Annotated in this window: 13 protein-coding genes; 8 read left to right on the forward strand and 5 right to left on the reverse strand. The window is 65.8% G+C overall.

Annotation, left to right across the window (positions count from 1 at the left end):
* Nucleotides 1-303: 303 nt before the first annotated feature.
* Genes QMX78_RS05650 through QMX78_RS05670 form a run of 5 tightly spaced genes read right to left on the reverse strand, consistent with a single transcriptional unit; the run spans nucleotide 304 to nucleotide 4,624 of the window.
* Nucleotides 304-1,212 carry a 2-dehydro-3-deoxygalactonokinase gene (locus QMX78_RS05650; RefSeq protein ID WP_282267416.1) on the reverse strand — a complete coding sequence of 303 codons (909 nt, stop codon included), beginning with the start codon at nucleotides 1,210-1,212 and terminating at the stop codon, nucleotides 304-306.
* Nucleotides 1,209-2,129, reverse strand: coding sequence for an SMP-30/gluconolactonase/LRE family protein (locus QMX78_RS05655; protein ID WP_282267418.1), 921 nt, complete (start codon nucleotides 2,127-2,129; stop codon nucleotides 1,209-1,211). Before QMX78_RS05655 ends, QMX78_RS05650 begins: the two co-directional genes overlap by 4 nt.
* Nucleotides 2,123-3,274: a galactonate dehydratase gene (gene dgoD, locus QMX78_RS05660; RefSeq protein ID WP_282267420.1), complete on the reverse strand. Its 1,152-nt coding sequence runs from the start codon at nucleotides 3,272-3,274 to the stop codon at nucleotides 2,123-2,125. Before dgoD ends, QMX78_RS05655 begins: the two co-directional genes overlap by 7 nt.
* Complete coding sequence (locus tag QMX78_RS05665; protein WP_282267422.1) at nucleotides 3,271-3,888, reverse strand: 2-dehydro-3-deoxy-6-phosphogalactonate aldolase; 618 nt, start codon at nucleotides 3,886-3,888, stop codon at nucleotides 3,271-3,273. Before QMX78_RS05665 ends, dgoD begins: the two co-directional genes overlap by 4 nt.
* Before the next feature lies 1 nt (nucleotide 3,889).
* Entirely contained in the window at nucleotides 3,890-4,624 is a 735-nt protein-coding gene (locus tag QMX78_RS05670) for an SDR family oxidoreductase (RefSeq protein ID WP_282267424.1), read from the reverse strand.
* 245 nt (nucleotides 4,625-4,869) lie between these two features.
* On the opposite strand from QMX78_RS05670, the gene QMX78_RS05675 reads away from it, so the two are divergent.
* The 8 genes from QMX78_RS05675 (at nucleotide 4,870) to xylB (ending at nucleotide 21,925) form a co-directional block, all read left to right on the forward strand.
* Nucleotides 4,870-5,823 (forward strand): LysR substrate-binding domain-containing protein, encoded by a 954-nt coding sequence (locus QMX78_RS05675; RefSeq protein ID WP_282267426.1) that lies wholly within the window; start codon nucleotides 4,870-4,872, stop codon nucleotides 5,821-5,823.
* Nucleotides 5,824-6,130: 307 nt separating this feature from the next.
* Entirely contained in the window at nucleotides 6,131-9,070 is a 2,940-nt protein-coding gene (locus QMX78_RS05680) for a TonB-dependent receptor (protein ID WP_282267428.1), read from the forward strand.
* Nucleotides 9,071-9,084: 14 nt separating this feature from the next.
* Nucleotides 9,085-11,352, forward strand: a complete 2,268-nt coding sequence (locus QMX78_RS05685) for a sialidase family protein (protein ID WP_282267430.1) — start codon at nucleotides 9,085-9,087, stop codon at nucleotides 11,350-11,352.
* Nucleotides 11,353-11,369: 17 nt separating this feature from the next.
* A complete protein-coding gene (locus QMX78_RS05690; RefSeq protein ID WP_282267473.1) occupies nucleotides 11,370-13,271 on the forward strand; it encodes a sialate O-acetylesterase in 1,902 nt (633 codons plus the stop codon).
* A gap of 38 nt (nucleotides 13,272-13,309) precedes the next feature.
* Nucleotides 13,310-15,001: a DUF5597 domain-containing protein gene (locus QMX78_RS05695; RefSeq protein WP_282267432.1), complete on the forward strand. Its 1,692-nt coding sequence runs from the start codon at nucleotides 13,310-13,312 to the stop codon at nucleotides 14,999-15,001.
* Nucleotides 15,002-15,056: 55 nt separating this feature from the next.
* Nucleotides 15,057-17,924, forward strand: a complete 2,868-nt coding sequence (locus QMX78_RS05700; protein WP_282267434.1) for a TIM-barrel domain-containing protein — start codon at nucleotides 15,057-15,059, stop codon at nucleotides 17,922-17,924.
* A gap of 61 nt (nucleotides 17,925-17,985) precedes the next feature.
* Nucleotides 17,986-20,403 (forward strand): glycoside hydrolase family 95 protein, encoded by a 2,418-nt coding sequence (locus QMX78_RS05705; RefSeq protein ID WP_282267436.1) that lies wholly within the window; start codon nucleotides 17,986-17,988, stop codon nucleotides 20,401-20,403.
* Between the two features lie 28 nt (nucleotides 20,404-20,431).
* Nucleotides 20,432-21,925, forward strand: a complete 1,494-nt coding sequence (gene xylB / locus QMX78_RS05710) for a xylulokinase (protein WP_282267438.1) — start codon at nucleotides 20,432-20,434, stop codon at nucleotides 21,923-21,925.
* Nucleotides 21,926-21,954: the final 29 nt, after the last annotated feature.

Here is a 21,954-nt window from a genome sequence, read left to right on the forward strand (position 1 = left end):
GCAGAGGCAAAGGCAAAGGCAAAGCCAAAGGCAAAGGCAAAGGCAGAGGCAAAGGCAAAGGCAGAGGCAAAGGCAGAGGCAAAGGCAAAGGCAGAGGCAAAGGCAAAGGCATAGCCACAGCCATAGCCATAGCCATAGCCACAGCAAGAACCAAAACCAAAACGGCTTGGCTTCCGTCGAACTTTGTTCGGTTGATGAGAGCTTCTAGAGGAGCGCTTGGCAGCGAAAGATGCTCCACCAAGCGCTACATGCGTTGACCTGGTCCGTTGATCAGCTCAGTTCCGCACTACAACGCGTTGAAGCTCAAACACCACCCAGCTCCAGCCGTCGCTGCCACAGCGCATGCATGCCGCGCGCAGCCAGGTCTTCCGGGTGGCGTTGTACGCCGATGCCCCAGGAAATCAACGCCTGTGCATACAGGGCCAGCAAGCGGTCACTGCCAATCAGGTGCACCTGCGACAAGCGCGGGGTGTGTTCGAGTACACCGGAGGAAAGTATCTCGTGGCCGATCAGCAGGCCTGACAGATAAGACGGCAGGGCGCTGCCTTCCAGCTGGTTGAACAGGCCGAGGGTGCGCACACCGAAAAGGTGATGCAGAAGTCCGCCCTTGTGGCGGCTGCGCTTGAGTCCACTTTCAAATGCCCAGGCGTCGAAGCGGCTGTCGTCTTCGGGCATCAGCTTGCCCAGCAGGCTGTGGGTGCGCAGTACCGCGTACAGCTCGCCCGTCATCGCCGTTGTCAGGCGACGTATCTGGCCATCGGCAATCGAAACCCACTTGCTATGCGTGCCGGGCAGGCAGACGACATGGTTGCCGCGTGGCAGTACCGCCAGCAGTGCGGCCAGCTGGGTTTCTTCGCCGCGCATTACGTCGGGTACGGCGTCGCCGCCGGTATCGCTGACACCTGGCACGACCCATAACGCGCGATCGGCCAAGGCCGGTGCCTGCAGCGGTACCAAGGCAGCGGCAAGGTCGTCGATGCCGGCAGGACAGGGCAGGTAAGGTACTTCCTGCCAACCGCTGCGGCTGCCGACCATGCCGGACAGGAGCAGTAAGCGGTCATCCCAGCCGGCAATCTCTTCTGCCAGCACCGCTTCAAACTGTCCGGCACTGGCTTGCAGGCCGCGTTCGCTGCGGCGGCGCTCGCAGACATGGCCGCTCTCATCGAGGCGGTACAGACGCAGGCTGCTGGTGCCCCAGTCCACGGCGATCATGGCAACTCCACGCGATCCACGCTTGCCTTCAACTGCGGGTGCTCCCAGACAAAGATGCCTCCTGCATCGGGCTGCGCGCTCAAGGCGGCGGCATCCAGACCGACGCGGGCACTGCTGATGTACAGCGCACCGGGTGCCAGTACGCAGCAGGAGGCGTGCTGGGTGGGGATGTGAACCAACTGCTCGATGCGGCCATCGGCGGAATAGCAGGCAACCCGGCCTGCGCCCCACTGTGCGTTCCATACGCGACCTTGGACATCGACTACCGCGCCGTCAGGTTCGATGCCTGGTTCGCTCAAGCTGGCAAATGCCTGCAGCTCTTCAACCAGTGCGCTCTGCGGGTCATAACGGCCAGTGATGATGTTGGCCTGCGGTGAGTCGCAGAAGTAGATGCGCTCACCGTCAGGGCTGAAGCAGATCGCGTTTGGAATGGCGACGTGTGGCAAGGGCAGGCGGCGCAGGCCTTTACCCACACTCCATTGGTAGAAGCTGCCGCCGCGGCGTCCGTCGGCATGGTCGCTCTTGGTGCCGAAAACGAAGTTGCCGTGACGGTCGGCACGTCCGTCATTGATGCGGGTGTTGGGGTTGTCGGCTTCCACATGTGCCAGCAGTTGCAGGCTGAGTTCGCGGTCCTGCAGCTGGGCTTCCGGGTCGGCTGCATGCAGGCCATTGGCCAGGCCCAGCAGCAGGCGGCCGTCGTTTGCCAGGGCAAGGCAGCCCAGCGGCTCGTGCAGCTGCCAGTATTGGCTGTGGCCGCTGGCTGGATCGTAGCGCCACAGGCGTGCTGCGAGGATATCGGTCCAGTACAGGACATTGCGGCGGTCGCACCAGAGGATGCCTTCGCCGAGCTCGCAGCGGCTGTCCACCAGCAGCCGTGCATCGGCTTCGGTTACCTGCAACACCTGTGCATTCACCATTCGGCAACGCTGCCGTCGCTGTGGCGCCACAGCGGATTGCGCCAGCGCGGTGGATTCTTGTTGGCTTCGATCAGGCGTGCTTCGTCGATCTCCACGCCCAGGCCCGGCTTCGGCAGGGCCGCGATGCAGCCCTGTGCGTCGCAGGCGAAGTCGTCCTTGTTGATGACGTAGTCCAGCAGGTCCGCACCCTCGTTGTAGTGGATGCCGATGCTCTGTTCCTGCAGCACCGCGTTGTGGGCGACGAAGTCCAGCTGCAGGCAGGCAGCCAACGCCACCGGCCCGAGCGGACAATGCGGCGCCAGTGCGACGTCATGCGCTTCGGCCATCGCGGCGATCTTGTGGCACTCGCTGATGCCGCCGGCGTGCGACAGGTCCGGCTGCAGGATGGCCAGTCCACCGGCTGCCAGCACCGGCTTGAACTCGGTGCGCGAATACATGCGTTCGCCGGCCGCCAGTGGAATGCTGCTGACTTCCGACAGTGGGCGGTAGTACTCCCATTGCTCCGGCAATACCGGCTCTTCGACAAACAATGGGCGGTACGGCGCCAGTTCTTTCAGCAGTACGCGCGCCATCGGTGCACTCACCCGGCCATGGAAATCGATGCCGAAATCCACGCTGTTGCCGAGGGCGTCGCGGATGGTGGCGACTTTCTCGATGGCGGTGTCGACGGCGCGTGGGCTGTCGATCAGCTTCAGTTCTTCGGTGCCGTTGAACTTGAAGGTGTCGTAGCCAAGCGACTTGTAATGCTGCATCTGCTTGACGATGTCGGCCGGACGGTCACCGCCAACCCAGCGATAGGTCTTCATGCGGTCGCGCACCAGGCCGCCGAGCAGCTGGTAGACCGGCACGCCCAGCGCCTTGCCCTTGATGTCCCACAGCGCCTGGTCGATGCCGGCGATGGCACTCATCAGGATCGCGCCGCCGCGGTAGAAGCCACCGCGGTACAGCACCTGCCACAGGTCGTTGATGCGGGCCGGGTCCTTGCCGATCAGGTAGTCGCCGAGTTCGTGTACGGCGGCCTCCACGGTGGCTGCGCGGCCTTCGATCACCGGTTCGCCCCAGCCGCTGATGCCCTCGTCGGTCTCGATCTTGAGGAACAACCAGCGCGGCGCAGCCTGGTAGGTGGTCAGACGCACGATCTTCATGCCGAGTAGTCCAGATAGGCCTGGCGGAACGCACGCGCGTTGTCGCGGGTGGTCTGCACCGGTTGGCCGGGTTGATAAAGGTCACCGCCGGTGCCCGCACCCTGACAACCAGCGGAAAGATAGCTGGCCAGGGTGGCGGGGGAGACGCCACCGACGGCGAAAAGGGGGACCGGCGGCAGCACGCTGCGCAGGGCGCGTATCAGTGCTGGGCCGTGGATGGATGCAGGGAACAGCTTCAGCATCTGCGCGCCCGCGCGCAGTGCCTGGAAGGCCTCGCTGGCGGTGGCGAAGCCAGCCGCTACCAGCAGCCCTTCGGCAACCGCGCGTTGGATCAGCTGCGGGTCTGTATTCGGGGTGACCATCAGCTTGCCGCCGGCACGCAGAAGCGCGTCGATATGTTCGGGCAACACCACCGTGCCGGCGCCGATGCAGGCGTGCTGGCCATGGCGCTGCACGCTGCGTTGCACGCTCTGCTCCCAGCCCGGCGAGTTGCTCGGGATCTCGATCGCGTCGAAACCCTCCTCGACCAGCGCATCGACATGTGCATCCACCTCACCCGGCGTGATGCCGCGCAGGATCGCGATCAAGGGCAACTGGAAGGGCAGGGCGGTCATGTCAGTCGTGGTAAACCTGTGAGCGGCCGCCATCGATCAGGATGTCGGTGGCGTTGATGAAGCGCGCTTCGTCGCTGGCCAGGAACAGCGCGGTATAGGCCACTTCTTCCGGCCTGCCGATGCGACGCGGCGGCAGCAATGCGGTCTGGCGCTCGCGGGCGCCGGGTTCGCGTTCGAACCAGGCCTCGATGCGTGGCACCAGGATCAGCCCGGGCGAAATGGAGTTCACGCGGATGCCATGCGCGGCGTACTCGATGCCGAGCGAGCGGGTCATGCCGATCAAGGCGTGCTTGGCCACCGGATACGGGAATGCGCCAGGAATGATCTTGTGCCCATGCACCGAGGCGATGTTGACGATGGCGCCAGCCTGCTGCGCGACCATGCCGGGCAGCACGGCCTTGCACAGCTGCCAGGCACCTTCCAGGTTCAGCGCGAAGCAGCGCTGCCATTGGGCGTCGTCCAATGCCAGCGGATCGGAGAACACATCGGCGCCGGCATTGTTGACCAGCACATCGATGCGGCCATGGCGCTCGAGGGTGGCTTCGATCAGGCTGCGCATCGCGGCGGTATCGGTGATGTCGCCCTGCAGCAGCTCGACGCCGTCGGCATCGCCGGCAGCCAGGTCGATGCCGATCACCCGCGCGCCTTCGGCATGGAACAGGCGGGCGATGGCCGCGCCGATGCCACTGGCGGCACCGGTCACCACCGCCACCTTGCCGGCCAGGCGGCCACTCATCGGCAGCTCCCCGCTTGGCAAACGCAGTGGCCGCCCGCGCGGCTGGCGCTGGCTGATCGTGAAACCTTCATCCCTTTCTCCCTGAAGCCTGCTGTCGGTACTGGCCGCGCCGGCCCGGCAGGGCGGCGGCGGTGCTGACGGAAGCGTGGCATAGCCTTGCGTGAGAACCTATGTGCGACAAATGAAATTTTTGTCGTAATGTATTCGCTGGGCGAATAGCTACTCAGTCGAGGGGATCGGCACGCATGGTTCAACCCACCACCGGCTGGTTCAATGCCACCCGTTTGAAGACCCGGCACCTGTTGCTGCTGCTGCATCTCTACGAGCAGCGCTCGGTGCTGCGCGCGGCCGAGGCGGCCAACATGACCCAGCCGGCGGCGTCCAAGCTGCTGGCCGAAATGGAGGACCTGCTGGGCGTGCCGCTGTTCGAACGGCATGCACGCGGGGTGGAGCCGACCTGGTACGGCCAGGTGCTTATCCGCCGTGCGCGCTCGGCGCTGTCGGAGATCGGCCGGGCCCAGGACGAGATCGCCGCGCTGCGCAGTGGCCGCACCGGCCAGGCGGCCATCGGCACCGTGGTCAATCCCGGCACCAACCTGGTGCCGCAGGCGGTGGCTGCGCTCAAGCGCGACTTCCCCGACATCCTGATCCGGATCGAGATGGACTACAGCCGGCCGCTGGTGGCCAAGCTGCTCGATGGCCAACTCGACATCGTGGTCGGCCGCATCATGGGCGCCGAAGGCAGCAGTGAGCTGGAGTTCGAGCCACTGGCCGATGAGCCGCACTCGGTGATCGTGCGTGCCAGCCATCCGTTGGCGGGGCGCAAGCGCGTGGGCTATGGCGATCTGGTCGAGTACGGCTGGATCATGCCGCCCGATGGCAGCGTGCTGCGCTCACGGCTGGACGCGGTGTTCCTGGAACATGGGTTGGTGCCGCCGCAGAACATCGTCGAGACCACCTCGCTGCCGGTCACCATCCATCTGCTGCGTCACAGCGATATGTTGACCGCGCTGCCGGCCGAATCGGTCGCGCCCTACCTGCAGACCGGGCAGATGCTGGTCCTGCCGATCGCGCTGGACGTGCGCATGGAGTTCTTCGGCATCATCCGCCGGCGCGACCAGTTGTTGTCCCCCGGTGCCGAGCGCGTGCTGGAGGCGCTGCGGCTGACCGCGCGGCGCTTGTACCCGCCGGTCGCCTGAACCGGGGTATTCACTTCCGATATACATCCTGCGCATTTTTTCATTGGTCGGGAATGAGTACCCCCGCCTATGCTCGCCGCCGTGGCTGTTTCAGGTCATTGGTATCAGGGCCATGGCCCGCGTGCGTCAGTGGGGGGCATGCGGATCCACCGGCAAAGTGATGTGGAGAGCGGTAAGTCGGGCGCCCGGCCATGGCGGGGTGTGCAGGTACGCGGTTTTCAATCAGCTTCACCTGGTGCCAAAGACGCAATGACGTCGGTGCTGGGGACAACTCAATCGTCGTCATGTGTCCTGGGAGGGAACATTCATGTCAACGTTCCAGCGCCGCCTCACGGTGGCCAATAGCGCGCGTCGCCGCGCTTGTAGCGGTCTGCAACCGACCGTCCTTGCCCTGAGTGTGGCGCTGCTGCTTTCGGCCGCCGCTCAAGCACAGGAAGCCGCCACCACGCCGACCACCACCGACCTGGACAAGGTCGAGGTCACCGGTACCCGTGGCAGCTTGACCAAGGCACAGATCATCAAGGAACAGTCCGACCAGATCGTTGATTCGATCGTGGCCGAGGACATCGGCAAGCTGCCCGACAACAACGTCGCCGAGGCATTGCAGCGCATCACCGGCGTGCAGATCACCCGCAACAAGGGCGAAGGCAGCGGCATCATGGTGCGCGGCCTCACCCAGGTGCGCAGCGAGCTCAATGGCCGCGATATCTTCACCGCCAACGCCGGCCGTGCATTGAGCTGGGAAGACGTGCCGGCCGAACTGCTCGGCGGTGTGGACGTCTACAAGAACCCCAGTGCGGAGATGATCGAAGGTGGCCTCGGTGGCCTGGTCAACCTGCGCACCCGCATGCCCTTCGACCAGGACGGCATGAAGGTCTCCGGCAGCTTCACCCTCAACAAGTGGGACCTGCGCGACTCGTTGCAGCCCTCGGCGTCCATCCTGTTCTCCAATCGCTGGAACACCGAAGCCGGTGAATTCGGCGTGCTGTTCAACGTTGCCCACCAGGAAGGCCAGTACCGCGAAGACCGCATCAACATGGGCAGCTACCTGTCCTATGACGATGTGCCCGGCTACGAAGGCCAGAGCGTTGTCATTCCCAGCGAAGTCGGCATGTACAGCCACTTCGGTGACCGTGAGCGTGACGGCCAGTACGTGGCGCTGCAGTGGAAGCCGAACGACGACGTCGAGATCTACGGCACCGTGCTGCGTTCGGACTACAAGTTCCGCAACCGCGAATACAGCGTGCGCGTGGGCAACCTCAACAACAACACCCAGGACCTGGTGAACTGGTCCAACAACGGCTGGGGCTTCGTTTCGCCGAGCATCCCGGGCTACGAAGCGTTCAACGACCCGTTCGGCTTCGACGGCAACGGCGAGTTCCAGTACGGCACCTTCAACAACGCGCTGATCACCACCACCGCGCGCATGGACTGGCGCAACTCGGTGACCACCGACTATGCGCTGGGCGGCAAGTGGCAGGTCAATGACAACCTGCACCTGTCCACCGACTTCCAGTACATCGATGCCACCACCGAGAGCGTCAACTACTGGGTTGACCTGCTCGCCGGCCAGGTGGATCCGGATGACTGGCGTGGCTGGTCCGGCCTGTACGGCGTGCCGCCGGTACGCGTGGACATGAGCGGCCGCTATCCGTCGGTGACCGTGCTCGACCGCGAGACCGGCCAGCCGATCAACGGCTACATGAGCGACATCAGCAACTACGGTGGCTGGTACTCGCACCTGGACAAGCGCGACAACAACGACGCCGACCAGTTCTCCTGGCGCGCCGACCTGCGCTGGGATTTCCTCGACAGCGACCTGCTCAACGACCTGCGCATGGGCGTGCGTTACACCGACCGCAGCGCCATCACCCGCAGCTCGGGCTGGAACTGGCAGAAGATCGCACCGGCCGGTACCGACAATGCCTGGGGCAGCTTCACCCCGGCGCCGTTCGCCGACTACCCCAATGCCTGCTACCGGCTGTTCCCGTTCAGTGACCACTTCCGTGGCAACAGCGGCTTGCCGACCGGCTACGTTGCCTGCGACGAGATGGTCGCCGACTACGAGAACACCGTGCGCATGTTCGGCCACGAGCCGATCGCCTACAACCCGATCACCGACATCCGCGAGTACACCGAGAAGACCTACGCCGCATACGCGATGCTGCGCCTGGGCAACGACTCGGCGCGCTTCCCGTGGGACGTCAACGTCGGCGCGCGCGTCGTGCGCACCGAAACCACGGTCAACGGCTATGAGCTGGCGCAGAATTCGGCCACCAACGACACCAACCAGGTCAACGCCAAGCACTCGTACACCGACGTGCTGCCGAGCCTGAACTTCCGCATGTTCCTGACCGACAGCCTGCAGTGGCGCGTGGCTGCCTCGCGGGCGATGTCGCGCCCGGACTTCAACCTGATGGACCCCTACGTCTATCTCAACGACACGTTCTTCGACTTCAACACCGGTGGCGTTTCCTACGCCAGCCGCGGCAATCCAAACCTGGACCCGATGTATTCCAACCAGTTCGATACCTCGCTGGAGTGGTACTTCGGCCTGGGCTCGATGATCTACGGCACCGCGTTCTACAAGCAGGTTGACGGCTTCTACTACTACGACACGATCGCCGCCAATTACTTCGACCCGAACTTCGACATGCCGCTGGAAGGTTCCACCACCGGTGAGACCCGTCCATGCGTGAGCATGGAGTGCGTGCGCGAGTTCCAGCTGCAGACCCGTGCCAACGGCCAGGACGGCAAGATCAAGGGCTTCGAACTCGGTTACCGCCAGTTCTTCACCTTCCTGCCGGGCGCGCTGGACGGCCTGGGCTTCGAGGCCAACTACACTTACGTGGACAGCAAGGCACCGGCACCGGACGCCGCCAGCACCGACGGCATCGAGATTTCCTACCTGCCGTTGGAAGGCCTGTCGAAGAAGAGCTACAACGTGGTGCTGATGTACGAAAAGGAACGTGTGTCCTTCCGTGCCGCCTACAACTGGCGTGATACCTGGCTGGTCACCACGCGGCCGCCGAATGCGGGCCATGTGCCGCAGTACCACGACGCCACCGGCCAGCTGGATGCCTCGCTGCGCATCAACCTCAACAAGATCTGGTCGCTGACCCTGGACGGCACCAACCTGCTCGATGAGGTGCGTTCGGATTACTACGGCAGCAGCAGCCGTCCCAACGGCTGGTACGTCAATGATCGTCGTTATGGATTGAGCATCCGGGCCAACCTGGATCTTTGAACGGAGGTGCGGTGATGGCAGTTGTCGGGCGCTTCAACACGGGTGGTACGCAGCAACACGCGGCCACGGGCGCCGGGCTTCTGCGGCGGTGGATGCTGGCGGCGGCGATGCTGCTGCCAGCGACGGTAGCGCTGTCCGCACCCGCGGCGGCGCCAGCGGAGTACCAGTGGCACAACGTCGCCATCGGCGGCGGTGGTTTCGTCACCGGGCTGGTCTTCCATCCGCAGCAACAAGGGCTGCAGTACGCGCGCACCGATATCGGTGGCGCGTACCGTTGGGAGCCGGCGCAGCAGCGCTGGCAACCCCTGCTGGACTGGATGGACGCCAGCGACCAGGGCCGCTTCGGCGTGGAAAGCATGGCCGTCGATCCGGCCGACCCCGAACGCCTGTACATGGCGGTGGGCACCTATCTGCACGAGCGTGGCAGCAACGGCGTGATCCTGCGTTCGAACGACCGCGGGCAGAGTTTCCAGCGCACCGAACTGCCCTTCAAGATGGGCGGCAACGAACTGGGCCGCGCCAATGGTGAGCGCCTGGCGGTGGACCCGAATGACGGCAAGGTGCTGTTGTTCGGTACCCGCGCCAACGGCGTGTGGCGCAGTGCCGACGGTGGTATCAGCTGGAGCGAGTTGAAGTCGTTCCCGGCAATCGCCAAATCCACCGCAGCCACCGCGCAGAGCTGGGGCGGTGCGCAGGCGATCGGCGTCGCCTTCATCAATTTCGAACCCGACAGCAAGGGTGGCGACGGTGCATCGCGCACGGTCTACGCCGGCGTCTCCACCCAGCAGACCGCGCTGTACCGCTCCGACGATGCCGGCAGCAGCTGGCAGGCAGTGCCGGGCCAGCCGACTGGCTTGCGCCCCAACCACATGGTGCGCGACAGCCTGGGCCGCTGGTTGCTGAGCTACGGCGACCAGCCCGGCCCCAACACCATGAACAACGGTGCGCTGTGGCGCTTTGATCCGCGCGACGGTGCATGGACCGACATCACCCCGGTGCCGCAGTCCACCGACCTGCAGGGCGACGGCTTCGGCTGGGGCGCGGTGGCGGTGGATCCGCAGGACCCGCAGCGTATCGTCGCCAGCACCTTCAACCGCTTCGCGCCGCATGACGACATCTTCCGCAGCGTCGATGGCGGCCGCAGCTGGACCGCGCTGTCCACGCGCGCCGACTTCGACCACTCCTATGCGCCGTGGACCGAAGAGGCGCGGCCGCACTGGATGGGTGTGCTGGCGATCGATCCGCACGACCCCGGCCACCTGCAGTTCGTCACCGGCTACGGCATCTGGGATACGAGCGACCTGCGCCGCTTCGACGACGGCAAGCGCCTGACCTGGCGTTTCCCGCTGGCCGGTTTCGAGGAGACCGTTCCGCTGGCGCTGGTCAGCCCGCCGCAGGGTGCGCACCTGGTCAGTGGCCTGGGCGACATCGACGGCTTTGTGCATGACGATCTGGACACACCGCAGCAGCGGTTTGCCGGCGTGCGCTTCTCCAATACCGAAAGCCTTGCCTATGCCGGGCAGGCACCGCAGCTGATGGTGCGTACCGGCTACTTCCATGACCGCCCCGAAGGCGCGGTGCGTGCGGCCTGGTCGAAGGATGGCGGGCGCACGTGGACGGCATTCGCGCACGAACCGCCCGATGGCGAAGGTGCAGGCCGCATCACCCTGGCCGCCGACGGCAAGCGGGTGATCTGGCAGACCCGCAATGGCGGCCATTGGCTCAGCGCCGATTTCGGCGGCCGCTGGCAGGCGGTGAAGGGTCTGCCGAAGAATGCGGTGGTGGAAGCGGACAAGCTGGAGGCCGGCGTGTACTACGGCTTCGATCCGGTCAGCGGCGCGCTGTATGTCAGTGGCGATGGCGGCGTGGAATTCCGTCAGGCCGAGGCCGGCGTTGGCGCGGTGGGTGATTGGTTCCGTGCCGAGATCCGCCCGAATCCGTGGCAGGCCGGGGAGGCCTGGGTCGCCGCCGGCTGGCGTGGGCTGTTGCACTGGTCGCCGGGCAAGCTGCGCCGTGTGGAAGGCCTGGACAACGTGTTCTCGGTCGGGCTGGGCAAGCCACTCAAGGACGGTGACGCGCCGGTGCTGTTCGTATTCGGCGAGATGGCCGGCAAGCGTGGCCTGTACCGTTCCGACAATGGTGGCCGGCGCTGGACCCGCATCGACAACGACGCGCAGCGCTTTGGCGGCGTGATCCGTCATGTCACCGGTGATACGCGTATTCCCGGCCGCGTCTATTTCGGCACCGAAGGCCGTGGCATCTGGTACGGAGAATCGAATTGAAATCGTTGTTCGCAGTGATGGGCCTGGCAGCGCTTGCCAGCAGTGCACAGGCAGTGGAGCTGCCGCGTGTGTTCGCCGACGGCATGGTGCTGCAGCGTGACCAGCCCTTGCCCGTATGGGGCAAGGCTGCACCGGGTGCACAGGTACGCATCGATTTCGCGGGCAGGCAGGTGACGGTGAAGGCCGCTGCCGACGGCAACTGGCGCGCGCAGTTGGCCGCGTTGCCGGCTGGCGGCCCGTATGTGCTGGGCATCGACGACAAGTCTGCGCCAAAGCAGTTGCGTGACGTCTACGTCGGTGAAGTGTGGCTGGCCTCGGGCCAGTCCAACATGGAATGGCCACTGGCCCAGACCGATGGCGCCGAGGCGGCGATTGCAGCTGCCAATGATCCGCTGATCCGCCATTTCAAGATCCCCAAGTCGTGGGCCGGCGCACCGCAGTGGCAGCTCACTGGCGGCGACTGGCGGCAGGCAACGCCGCGTACCGCCGGCGACTTTTCGGCGGTAGCGTATTACTTCGCGCAACAGCTGCGTGCGCGCACCGGTGTTGCGGTCGGCATCATCGACAGCACCTGGGGCGGCAGCACCATCGAAGCCTGGAGTGATGCAGCAACGCAGGGCCTGGACAGCGCCGCGCTGGCCGCGCAGGCGGCTGCGCTGCGCGAGGCCGACACCAAGGCGCTGCAGGTAACCCACGCCAACCTTGCGCGCTGGCCGCAGCTGCCGGCCGATGCCAGCCACTGGCATGAGGCCGATGTCGATGCGGCGCAGTGGACCACCATCACCGTGCCCGGCCTGTGGGAAAGCCAGGGCTGGAATGGCATGGACGGCGTTGCCTGGTACCGCGCCAGCTTCCGCCTCAGTGCCGATGAAGCCGCCAGGGGCGTGACCCTGGGCGTGGGCCGCATCGACGACAGTGATACCACCTGGGTCAACGGCCAGCAGGTCGGCGAAACCAAGCTGCAGTACAACCTGGCGCGTCGCTACAGCGTGCCCGCGTCCGCATTGCATGCAGGGCTCAACCATGTCGCCGTGCGTGTGCAGGACTTCGGCGGCGGCGGTGGCATCCACGGCGAAGCCAGCGAAGTGTTCGTGCAGCCGCAGGGCGCGGCCGCGCGTGCGCTGGATGGCTGGAGCTTCCGCGTCGAGAGCGCACAGGTCGCGCTGGTCGATGACAAGAACCAGCACCCAACCCTTCTCTACAACGCGATGATCCATCCACTGCAGGATTACGGCGTGCGTGGCGTGCTCTGGTACCAGGGCGAATCCAACGCCAACACCTTGCCGCAGGCGCAGAAGTACCGGCAGCAGTTCCCGGCATTGATCACGCAATGGCGCGCACAGTGGAAGGCGCCTGCGCTGCCGTTCCTGTGGGTGCAGCTGGCGCCGTTCTCGTCCGGTGCGGACAAGCGCGATGCCGACGATGTCGCCATCGAAAGCCCTTGGGCCCTGCTGCGTGAATCGCAGAGCGAGGCGCTGTCGCTGCCAGCCACCGCCCAGGTGGTGATCACCGACGTTGGCGATGTGCACGACATCCACCCGCGCAACAAGCGCACCGTTGGCGATCGCCTGGCGCTCGCCGCAGGGAAGCTGGTTTATGGCGACAGCACGGTCGTTGCATCCGGCCCGAGCCATGTCGGCCATGACGTGCAGGGCAGCAGCGTGGTGCTGCGTTTTGACGCGGGCGCTGCGCCGTTGCAGGTAGGCGGTGGCGGTGAACTGAAGGGCTTTGAGGTTGCCGGCAGTGATGGGCACTTCCATCGCGCGCAGGCACGTATCGATGGCAACCGGGTGATCCTGCAGAGCAGCGCGGTGAAGGCGCCGGTGGCCGCACGCTACGGCTGGAGCGATACCGCGCAGGGCGCCAACCTGACAGGTGCCACCGGCTTGCCGGCGTCGCCTTTCCGCACCGGGCCATGACCGTGCGGACTACCTGCATGAAGCAAAAGGAAACGACCATGAAGCTGACTTTCCAACGTTCCGCGCCGGTCACCGGTGGCCTGCTCGCAACCGCGATGGCATTGCTGTTGGCTGCCTGTGGCGGCGCCAGCCCGGACGCACCCGCAGCGCAAGGTGGCGAAGCCAAGGCTGCAGCCGCGACCTCGGCCGCAGCAGCGGAATTGCCGCGCGTGGTCACCGAGAATGGTCGCCATGCCTTGTTCGTCGATGGCAAGCCGTTCCTGATCCTTGGCGCGCAGGTCAACAACTCCAGCAACTACCCGCAGGCGCTGGACGACGTATGGCCGGCCATCGACATCGTCAAGCCGAACACGGTGATGGTGCCGGTAGGCTGGGAGCAGGTGGAAGCCAAGGAGGGCGAGTTCGATTTCGCCTTCGTCGATACCCTGCTGGAGCAGGCCCGCGAAAAGAAAGTGCGTTTGATCCTGCTGTGGTTCGCCACCTGGAAGAACAACGGCCCGAACTACGCGCCGGAGTGGGTGAAGCTGGACAACCAGCGCTTCCCGCGCGTGATCACCGCCGATGGCCGCACCCTCAACTCGTTGTCGCCGCATGCATCGGCAACCCTGGAGGCTGACCGCAAGGCCTTCGTGCAGCTGATGCGTCACCTGAAGGCGAAGGACCCGCAGCACACCGTGATCATGGTGCAGCCGCAGAACGAGCCGGGCACCTATGGCAGCGTGCGTGATTTCTCGCCGCTTGCGCAGAAGGACTTCGATGCGGCGGTGCCCGAGGCCTTGCTGAAGAAGCTGGGCAAGCAGCCGGGGACGTGGCGTGACGTGTTCGGTGCCGATGCCGACGAGTTCTTCCATGCCTGGCATATCGCCCACTTCATTGACCAAGTGGCTGCTGCCGGCAAGGCCGAGTACAACCTGCCGATGTTGGTCAATGCAGCATTGCGCGGCCCGTTCAACCCGGGCCAGCCCGGGCAGTACGCCAGCGGTGGCCCCACCGACAACGTGCTGGACGTGTACAAGGCAGCAGCGCCGAACATCGACCTGTTGGCGCCGGACATCTACATGCCCGAGTACACGATGTACACCACGGTGCTGGAGCGCTATTCGCGCGCCGACAATCCGCTGTTCGTCGCCGAGACCGGCAACCGCGAGGAGTACGCGCGTTATTTCTTCTCGGCGTTGGGTCACCAGGCCATCGGCTGGTCGCCGTTCGGCATCGACTACTCCAAGTACTCCAACTATCCACTCGGCGCACGGGCCATGAACCCGGAGACGCTGGAGCCGTTCGCGCTCAACTATCGCCTGGTGGCGCCGGCTGCCGGGGTGATCGCCAAGGCCAGCTTCGAGGGCAAGGTGCGCGCCACCGCCGAGCAGCCAGGGCAGGCCGTGCAGACCCTGAAGATCGACGACAAGTGGAACGCGGTGATCACCTATGGCGTGCCGCAGTTCTGGTTCCAGGGCGAGCCGCCGGGCAACCCCGAGCCGATTGGCCGGGCGCTGGTGGTGCAGTTGGCTGCGGATGAATTCCTGGTCACCGGTGCGCACGCGCGCATCAGCCTGGTGGCGGCCGATCCGGCGGTGGCCGAGCGGCAGATGTATCACTCGGTGGATGAAGGCACCTATGTCGACGGCGAGTGGACGTTCCGCCGCCGCTGGAACGGTGACCAGACCGATTACGGCCTCAATTTCTCCAGCGCACCGCAGTTGCTGCGGGTGAAGCTGGCCACCTACTGAGCAGTCGCATACAGCAAGGCGCCAACCAGGCGCCCCAACGGAGGGAGATCCAATGATGTTGCAGAACAAGCACGCGCGGCTGCGCACCAGCCTGCTGGCACTGGCCGTGGCCGCCGCGATGGCGCCGCTGGCCGCATCGGCACAGACCGTGGAGCGTCAGGCCGATGGTGTGATCGTGCGCCCGGCCAATGCCAAAGCCGCCGATGTGCGCCTGCAGTTGGTGGACGACCGCATCGTGCGCGTCAGCGCGGACGTGGATGGTGATTTCCAGCGCAGCCCCAGCCTGATGCGCGTGGCCAACAGCGCGCCGGTGCCGGCATTCGAGGTCAGCCAGGACGCCAGCGCAGTGACCCTGAAGGCCGCGGGCATCTCCGCGCAGGTTGCACTGGCTGATGGCCGCGTCAGCTTCTTCGATGCCGCCGGCAAGCCGCTGCTTGCCGAGTCGGCCGCAACGCGTGATTTCAGCGCCGGGCAGGTGGAAGGCAAGCCGATGTACAGCGTGCGCCAGCGCTTCGATTCGGTCGAAGGCGAAGCGCTGTACGGCACCGGCCTGCACCAGCAGGGCTGGATGAACCTCAAGGGCCGGGATGTCGAACTGCTCCAGCACAACATCGACAACGCCATTCCCTACCTGATCTCCAGCCGCAACTACGGCATCCTCTGGGACAACAACTCGATCACCCGTTACGGCGATCCCAAGGGCCTGCGACCGCTGCAGGAAGACCTGGTGGTCTATGACGCGCAGGGCAAGCCGGGTGCATTCACCGCGACCTATTCGTTCGATGGCCAGCAGCGTGTCGTGCGTCGCGAGAACGAGATCAACTACCAGTACATCAAGGACCTGAAGGCGCTGCCCGCCGACGGCTGGAACAAGGCCCAGGGCGGCCGCACCCAGGTGGTGTGGGAAGGCGCCATCGAAGCCAAGCAGGGCGGCCGCCACACGTTCTCGATGTACAACAGCGAGTACGCCAAGGTCTACATCGACGGCAAGTTGGTGATCGACCGTTGGCGCCAGAACTGGAACCCGTGGCACCACGAGTTCGCGCTGGACCTGCAGCCGGGCCAGAAGCACCAGGTGAAGGTGGAATGGGACGCGATCGATCCGGCCTATATCGCGCTGCTGCATCGCGACCCGCTGCCGGCCGCTGAGGCCAATGATCTTTCGATCTGGTCCGAAGCCGGGCAGATGATCGACTACTACGTGGTTGCCGGCAGCAATGCCGACGAACTGATCGCCGGCTACCGCGAACTGACCGGCAAGGCCGTGCTGCTGCCGAAGTGGTCGTATGGCTTCTGGCAGAGCCGCGAGCGCTACAAGACCCAGGACGAGCTGACCGGTGCGCTGGACGAGTACCGCCGCCGCAAGCTGCCGATCGACGCCATCGTGCTCGACTGGTCGTACTGGCCGGAAGACGCCTGGGGCTCGCACGACTTCGACAGCAAGAACTTCCCGGATCCGACCGGCATGATCAAGCACGTGCACGACCAGAACGCGCAGATCATGATTTCGGTGTGGCCGAAGTTCTACCCGACCACCGCCAACTACAAGGAACTCGACGCCGCTGGTGCCATGTACCACCGCAACGTCGAAGTCGGCGAGCTGGACTGGATCGGCAAGGGCTACCTGAATTCCTTCTACGACCCGTACTCGCAGAAGGGCCGCGACATCTTCTGGCGTCAGGTCAACGAGAAGCTCAACAGCCGTGGCATCGATGCCTGGTGGCTGGACGCCTCCGAGCCGGACCTGCACAGCAACATCGACATCGGTGAGCGCAAGGCGCGCACCACGCCGACCGCGATCGGTTCCTCGGTGGAGTACTTCAACTCCTATCCGCTGGTGCATTCCGAAGGCGTGTACGAAGGCTCGCGCGAGGTCGATCCGGACAAGCGCGTGTTCATCCTCTCGCGTGCTTACTTCGCCGGCCAGCAGCGCGCCGGTGCGGCGTTCTGGAGCGGTGACATCGTGCCGCGCTGGGACGACATGCGTGAGCAGATCTCCGGCCTGGTCAATGCCTCGATGGCCGGTGCGCCGAACGTCAGCTTCGACATCGGTGGCTTCTCGCCGGAGCAGCGCTTCATCGACAAGGACCCGGCGCACCTGCCGGAGTGGCGCGAGATGAGCCTGCGCTGGTTCCAGTACGGCGCCTTCGTGCCGGTGTTCCGCCTGCACGGCCAGTTCCCGTACCGCGAGATCTGGGAAATCGCCCCGGAAGGCTCGGCGCACTACAACAGCTTCGTCCACTACCTGAAGCTGCGTTACACGCTGCTGCCCTATATCTACACCCTGGCCGGTGATACCTGGCAGAAGGACGGCACCATCCTGCGCGCGATGGCGATGGACTTCCCGGCCGACCCCAAGGTGCGTGACATCGCCGACCAGTACCTGTTCGGCCCGGCCTTCCTGGTCGCGCCGGTGACCGAGTTCAAGGCCACCAGCCGTCAGGTCTACCTGCCGGCCGGCACCAGCTGGATCGACTTCAACACCGGCGAGCGTCATGCCGGTGGCCAGACCATCACCGCCGCCGCGCCGCTGGAGCGCAGTCCGCTGTTCGTGCGTGCCGGCTCCATCGTCCCGCGCACCGTGGTCCAGCAGTACGTCGACGAGCAGCCCAACGCACCGGTCACCATCGAGGTCTATACCGGCGCCGACGGCAGCTTCTCGCTGTACGAGGACAACGGCCGCAACTATGGCTACGAGCGTGGCCAGTCCAGCCGCATCGCACTGCAGTGGGATCAGGCCAAGGGCGTGCTGAGCATCGGTGCGCGCGAAGGCAGCTACCCGGGCATGCAGGACAAGCGCGAGCTGCGCGTGCGCTGGGTCGATGGCCCGCGTGACGGCATCGGCACGCTGGAGCCCAAGGCCGACGTGGTGGTGCGTTACGACGGCAAGGCGCAGGCCATCACCCGTCCGGCTGCCCGCTGACAGCGGCAGCCAAGTTCGGCATTATGGAAACCGGTGGACATTTGAGTCTGGGAGGGCCGGAATGAACGCTGCAAACGGTCCTGTCCCGGTCGTCGGGATGACCACTGGAACCGCCGGGCTGGCACAGCCCGGCCGCCGAGCGCTGTTCAAGGGCGCGGCGGCCGCGTTGGCCGTCGGCAACCTGCCGCTGGCCGGCGTGCTGCAGGCGGCGACGTCGGAAGCCGCGGCGTCGGCCGCCGACCTGCTGTGGTACCGGCAGCCGGCGCGCAGCTGGGTGGAGGCCTTGCCGCTGGGCAATGGCCGGCTTGGCGCAATGGTGTTCGGTGGCGTCGCCAACGAGCGCCTGCAACTCAATGAAGACACGCTCTACGCCGGTGGCCCGTACAGCGCGGTCAATCCGCGTGCGCGCGACAGCGTGCAGCGCGTGCGTGAGCTGGTCTTCGCCGGTGACTATGCCGCCGCCGAAGCACTGGCCAACGAGACGCTGATCTCGCGGCCGGTCAAACAGATGCCGTACCAGCCGCTGGGCAACCTGTGGCTGGAGTTCCATCGCCTGGAAGGCATCAGCGATTACCGCCGCGAGCTGGATCTGGATGCGGCCATTGCCCGCACCACGTTCCGCGCCGGTGCCGGCCTGCATCGCCGCGAGGTGTTCATCTCGCCGGTCGATCAATGCCTGGTGTTGCGCTACACCGTGGAAGACGGTGAGCCGATGGGTGGCTTCATCCGCACCGCCAACGAGCACGCAACCAGTACGACGGCCACCGACGATGGTTGGCTGGTCAGCGGCCACAACGTGTCGCGCGACGGTGTGCCCGGCAAGCTGCGTTTTACGTTCCGTGTGCAGGTGCGCCACGTTGGCGGCAAGCTGCGCATCAACACCGATCACATCGCCTTCGACGGCGTGCGTGAGCTGGAACTGCGACTGGTCGCCGCCACCAGCTACCGCGCCTTCGATGACGTCGGCGGCGATCCGGAAGCGATCACCGCCGCACAGTTGTCCAAGGCCGCAAGCAGAAGCGCCGCGCAGCTGCGCGCCGATCACCTGGCCGAACACCAGCGCCTGTACCGGCGCATGCGCCTGGACCTGGGCCGCACGGTTGCCGCCGACAAGCCTACCGACGAACGCATCGCGGCCTTTGCCAGCGGTGATGATCCGGCACTGGTCGCGCTGTACCACGCCTATGCCCGTTACCTGTTGATCTGCAGCTCGCGTCCCGGCACCCAGCCGGCCAACCTGCAGGGCATCTGGAACGATCTGATGGACCCGCCGTGGGAGAGCAAGTACACGCTCAACATCAACACGCAGATGAACTACTGGCCGGCCGAAGCGGCGGCCTTGCCCGAATGCGTGGAGCCCTTGCAGCGGATGATCGGCGAACTGGCCCGCAGCGGCGCGCTCACCGCGCAGCAGATGTACGGCGTCGATGGCTGGGTGGTGCACAACAACACCGACCTGTGGCGCGTCAGCACGCCGCCCGATGGCGCGCAGTGGGCACTGTGGCCGACTGGCGGCGCGTGGCTGCTGCAGCAGCTGTGGGACCGCTGGGACTATGGCCGCGACCCGGCTTACCTGCGCCAGGTCTGGCCGCTGTTCAAGGGCGCGGCGCTGTTCTTCGTCAACAGCCTGCAGCGCGATCCGAACACCGGCCACCAGGTCACGGTGCCGTCGATCTCGCCTGAGAACCAGCATCCACACGGCGCGGCGATCTGCGCCGGGCCGACCATGGATGCGCAGCTGCTGCGCGACCTGTTCGGCCAGTGCATCGAGGCGGCGCGCCTGCTCGACACCGATCATGCCTTCGCCGCACAACTGGAAACGCTGCGTGCGCAGCTGCCGCCGAACCGGGTCGGGCGCGCCGGCCAGCTGATGGAATGGCAGCAGGATTGGGACATGCAGGCGCCGGAACTGCACCATCGCCACGTCTCGCATCTGTACGGCCTGCACCCGTCCAGCCAGATCAACCGCCGCGACACACCCGAGCTCAGCGCCGCCGCACGCCGCACCCTGGAACTGCGCGGTGACGAAGCGACCGGCTGGGGCATCGCCTGGCGCCTGAACCTGTGGGCGCGGCTGGGCGAAGGCCAGCGTTGCCTGCAGATCCTGCGCCTGCTGCTGGCACCGCAGCGCAGCTATCCAAACCTGTTCGACGCACATCCGCCGTTCCAGATCGATGGCAATTTCGGTGGCGCCGCCGGCATCGTCGAGATGCTGGTGCAGAGCTGGGGCGGGGCGGTGTTCCTGCTGCCTGCGCTGCCGGCCGAACTGGTGCAGGGAAGCCTGCAGGGCGTGCGTGTGCGCAATGCCGGCGTGCTCGACCTGCAGTGGAGCGCGGGCCGCCTGCAGCAGGTCAGCCTGCTGGCCGAACGCGGCGGCGCCTTCACCCTCGTTTACCAAACCCACGAACTGAAACTGGACCTGCGTGCCGGCCAGCGCATCACCGCGCAGCTGCACGATGGTCAATGGAGTCTTGCATGAGTCACCTCGCTTCCCGTTGGTGCGCGGCATGAGCATCGTCGCCGGTATCGACGCGGGCACGCAGAGCCTGAAAGTCGTGGTCTACGACGCCGCGCAACGGCAGTTGCTGGCCACGGCCAGCGCACCGCTGCAGCTGCACAGTGCCGATGACGGCAGCCGCGAGCAGGACCCGGCAGCGTGGGTCGCGGCGATGGAGGATTGCTTCGCCCGCATCGACCCGCAGCTGCGCCAGCAGGTGCAGGCGCTGGCGGTGTCGGGCCAGCAGCATGGCTTCGTCGCGTTGGATGCGGACGGCAAGGTGCTGGCCCCGGCCAAGCTCTGGTGCGACACCAGCAGCAGCGCCGAATGCGCACAGATCATGGACGCGGCCGGCGGCGCGCAGCGCTGCATCGAACTGGCCGGCAACCCCATCCTTGCCGGCTACACCGCCTCCAAGCTGCCATGGACGGCCAAACACCGGCCGGAGGCCTACGCAAAGCTGGCGCATATCCTGCTGCCGCACGACTACCTGAACTTCGTGCTGACCGGCCAGTACTACTGCGAGCACGGCGATGCCTCGGGCACCGGTTGGCTGGATGTGCGCACGCGCCAGTGGTCGCCGGAACTGTTGAAGGCGACCGACGCCAACCGCGATCTCGCTGCCTGCCTGCCGCCGCTGGTGGACGCCGATGCCCTGTTCGATATCGCGCCCGGGGCTGCAGCACGCCTGGGCTTACCGGCCACGGTGAAGATTGGCGCAGGCGGCGGTGACAACATGATGGCCGCGATCGGCACCGGCTGCGTTGCGCCGGGCAAGCTGGCGATGAGTTTGGGTACTTCGGGCACCTTGTTCGCCAGTTCCGATGTGCCGGTGGTGGATGCCGGTGGCGCATGGGCGGCGTTCTGTTCGTCCAGCGGCGGTTGGTTGCCGCTGATCTGCACGATGAACTGCACGGTGGTCACCGAGCAGGTGGCGCGCATGTTCGGCTTCAGCAGCCGCGACGGCGATGCGCATATCAATGCGACCACACCGGGCGCCGATGGCCTGGTGATGCTGCCCTTCCTCAATGGCGAGCGCACTCCCGACCTGCCGCTGGGCAAGGGTGTGCTGGCTGGCCTGGACGCCACCACCATGAACCCATCGCACTTCTACCGCGCAGCGATGGAAGGGGCGACCTACGCCCTGAAGTACGGCTTTGATGCCTTCGTCGGTGCCGGCATGCGCTTCGACCGCATCGTGCTGACCGGTGGCGGCAGCAACAGCGCTGCCTGGCGGCAGATGGTCGCCGATGTGTTCGGCCTGTCGGTGGAAGTGCCGCAGCAGTCCGAAGGCGCCGCTTTCGGGGCCGCCCTGCAGGCGCTGTGGGCATTGCAGCGCAGCGCCGGCAACGACGCATCCCTGGCCACACTCGCGGCCACCCATGTAACCCCCGATGCCGCAGCCACTGCCACGCCTGACGGCGCGCGCAGCGCGGCCTATGCGCTGGCCTACCAGCGCTACCTGCAACACCTGCACGCCGTCATGCCGCTGTACCGCGGTTGATTCTTTCCCCGTAGTTTGTCGACACAGGA

The sequence above is a fragment of the Stenotrophomonas sp. PS02298 genome, from assembly GCF_029959445.1.
Taxonomy (GTDB): Bacteria; Pseudomonadota; Gammaproteobacteria; order Xanthomonadales; family Xanthomonadaceae; genus Stenotrophomonas.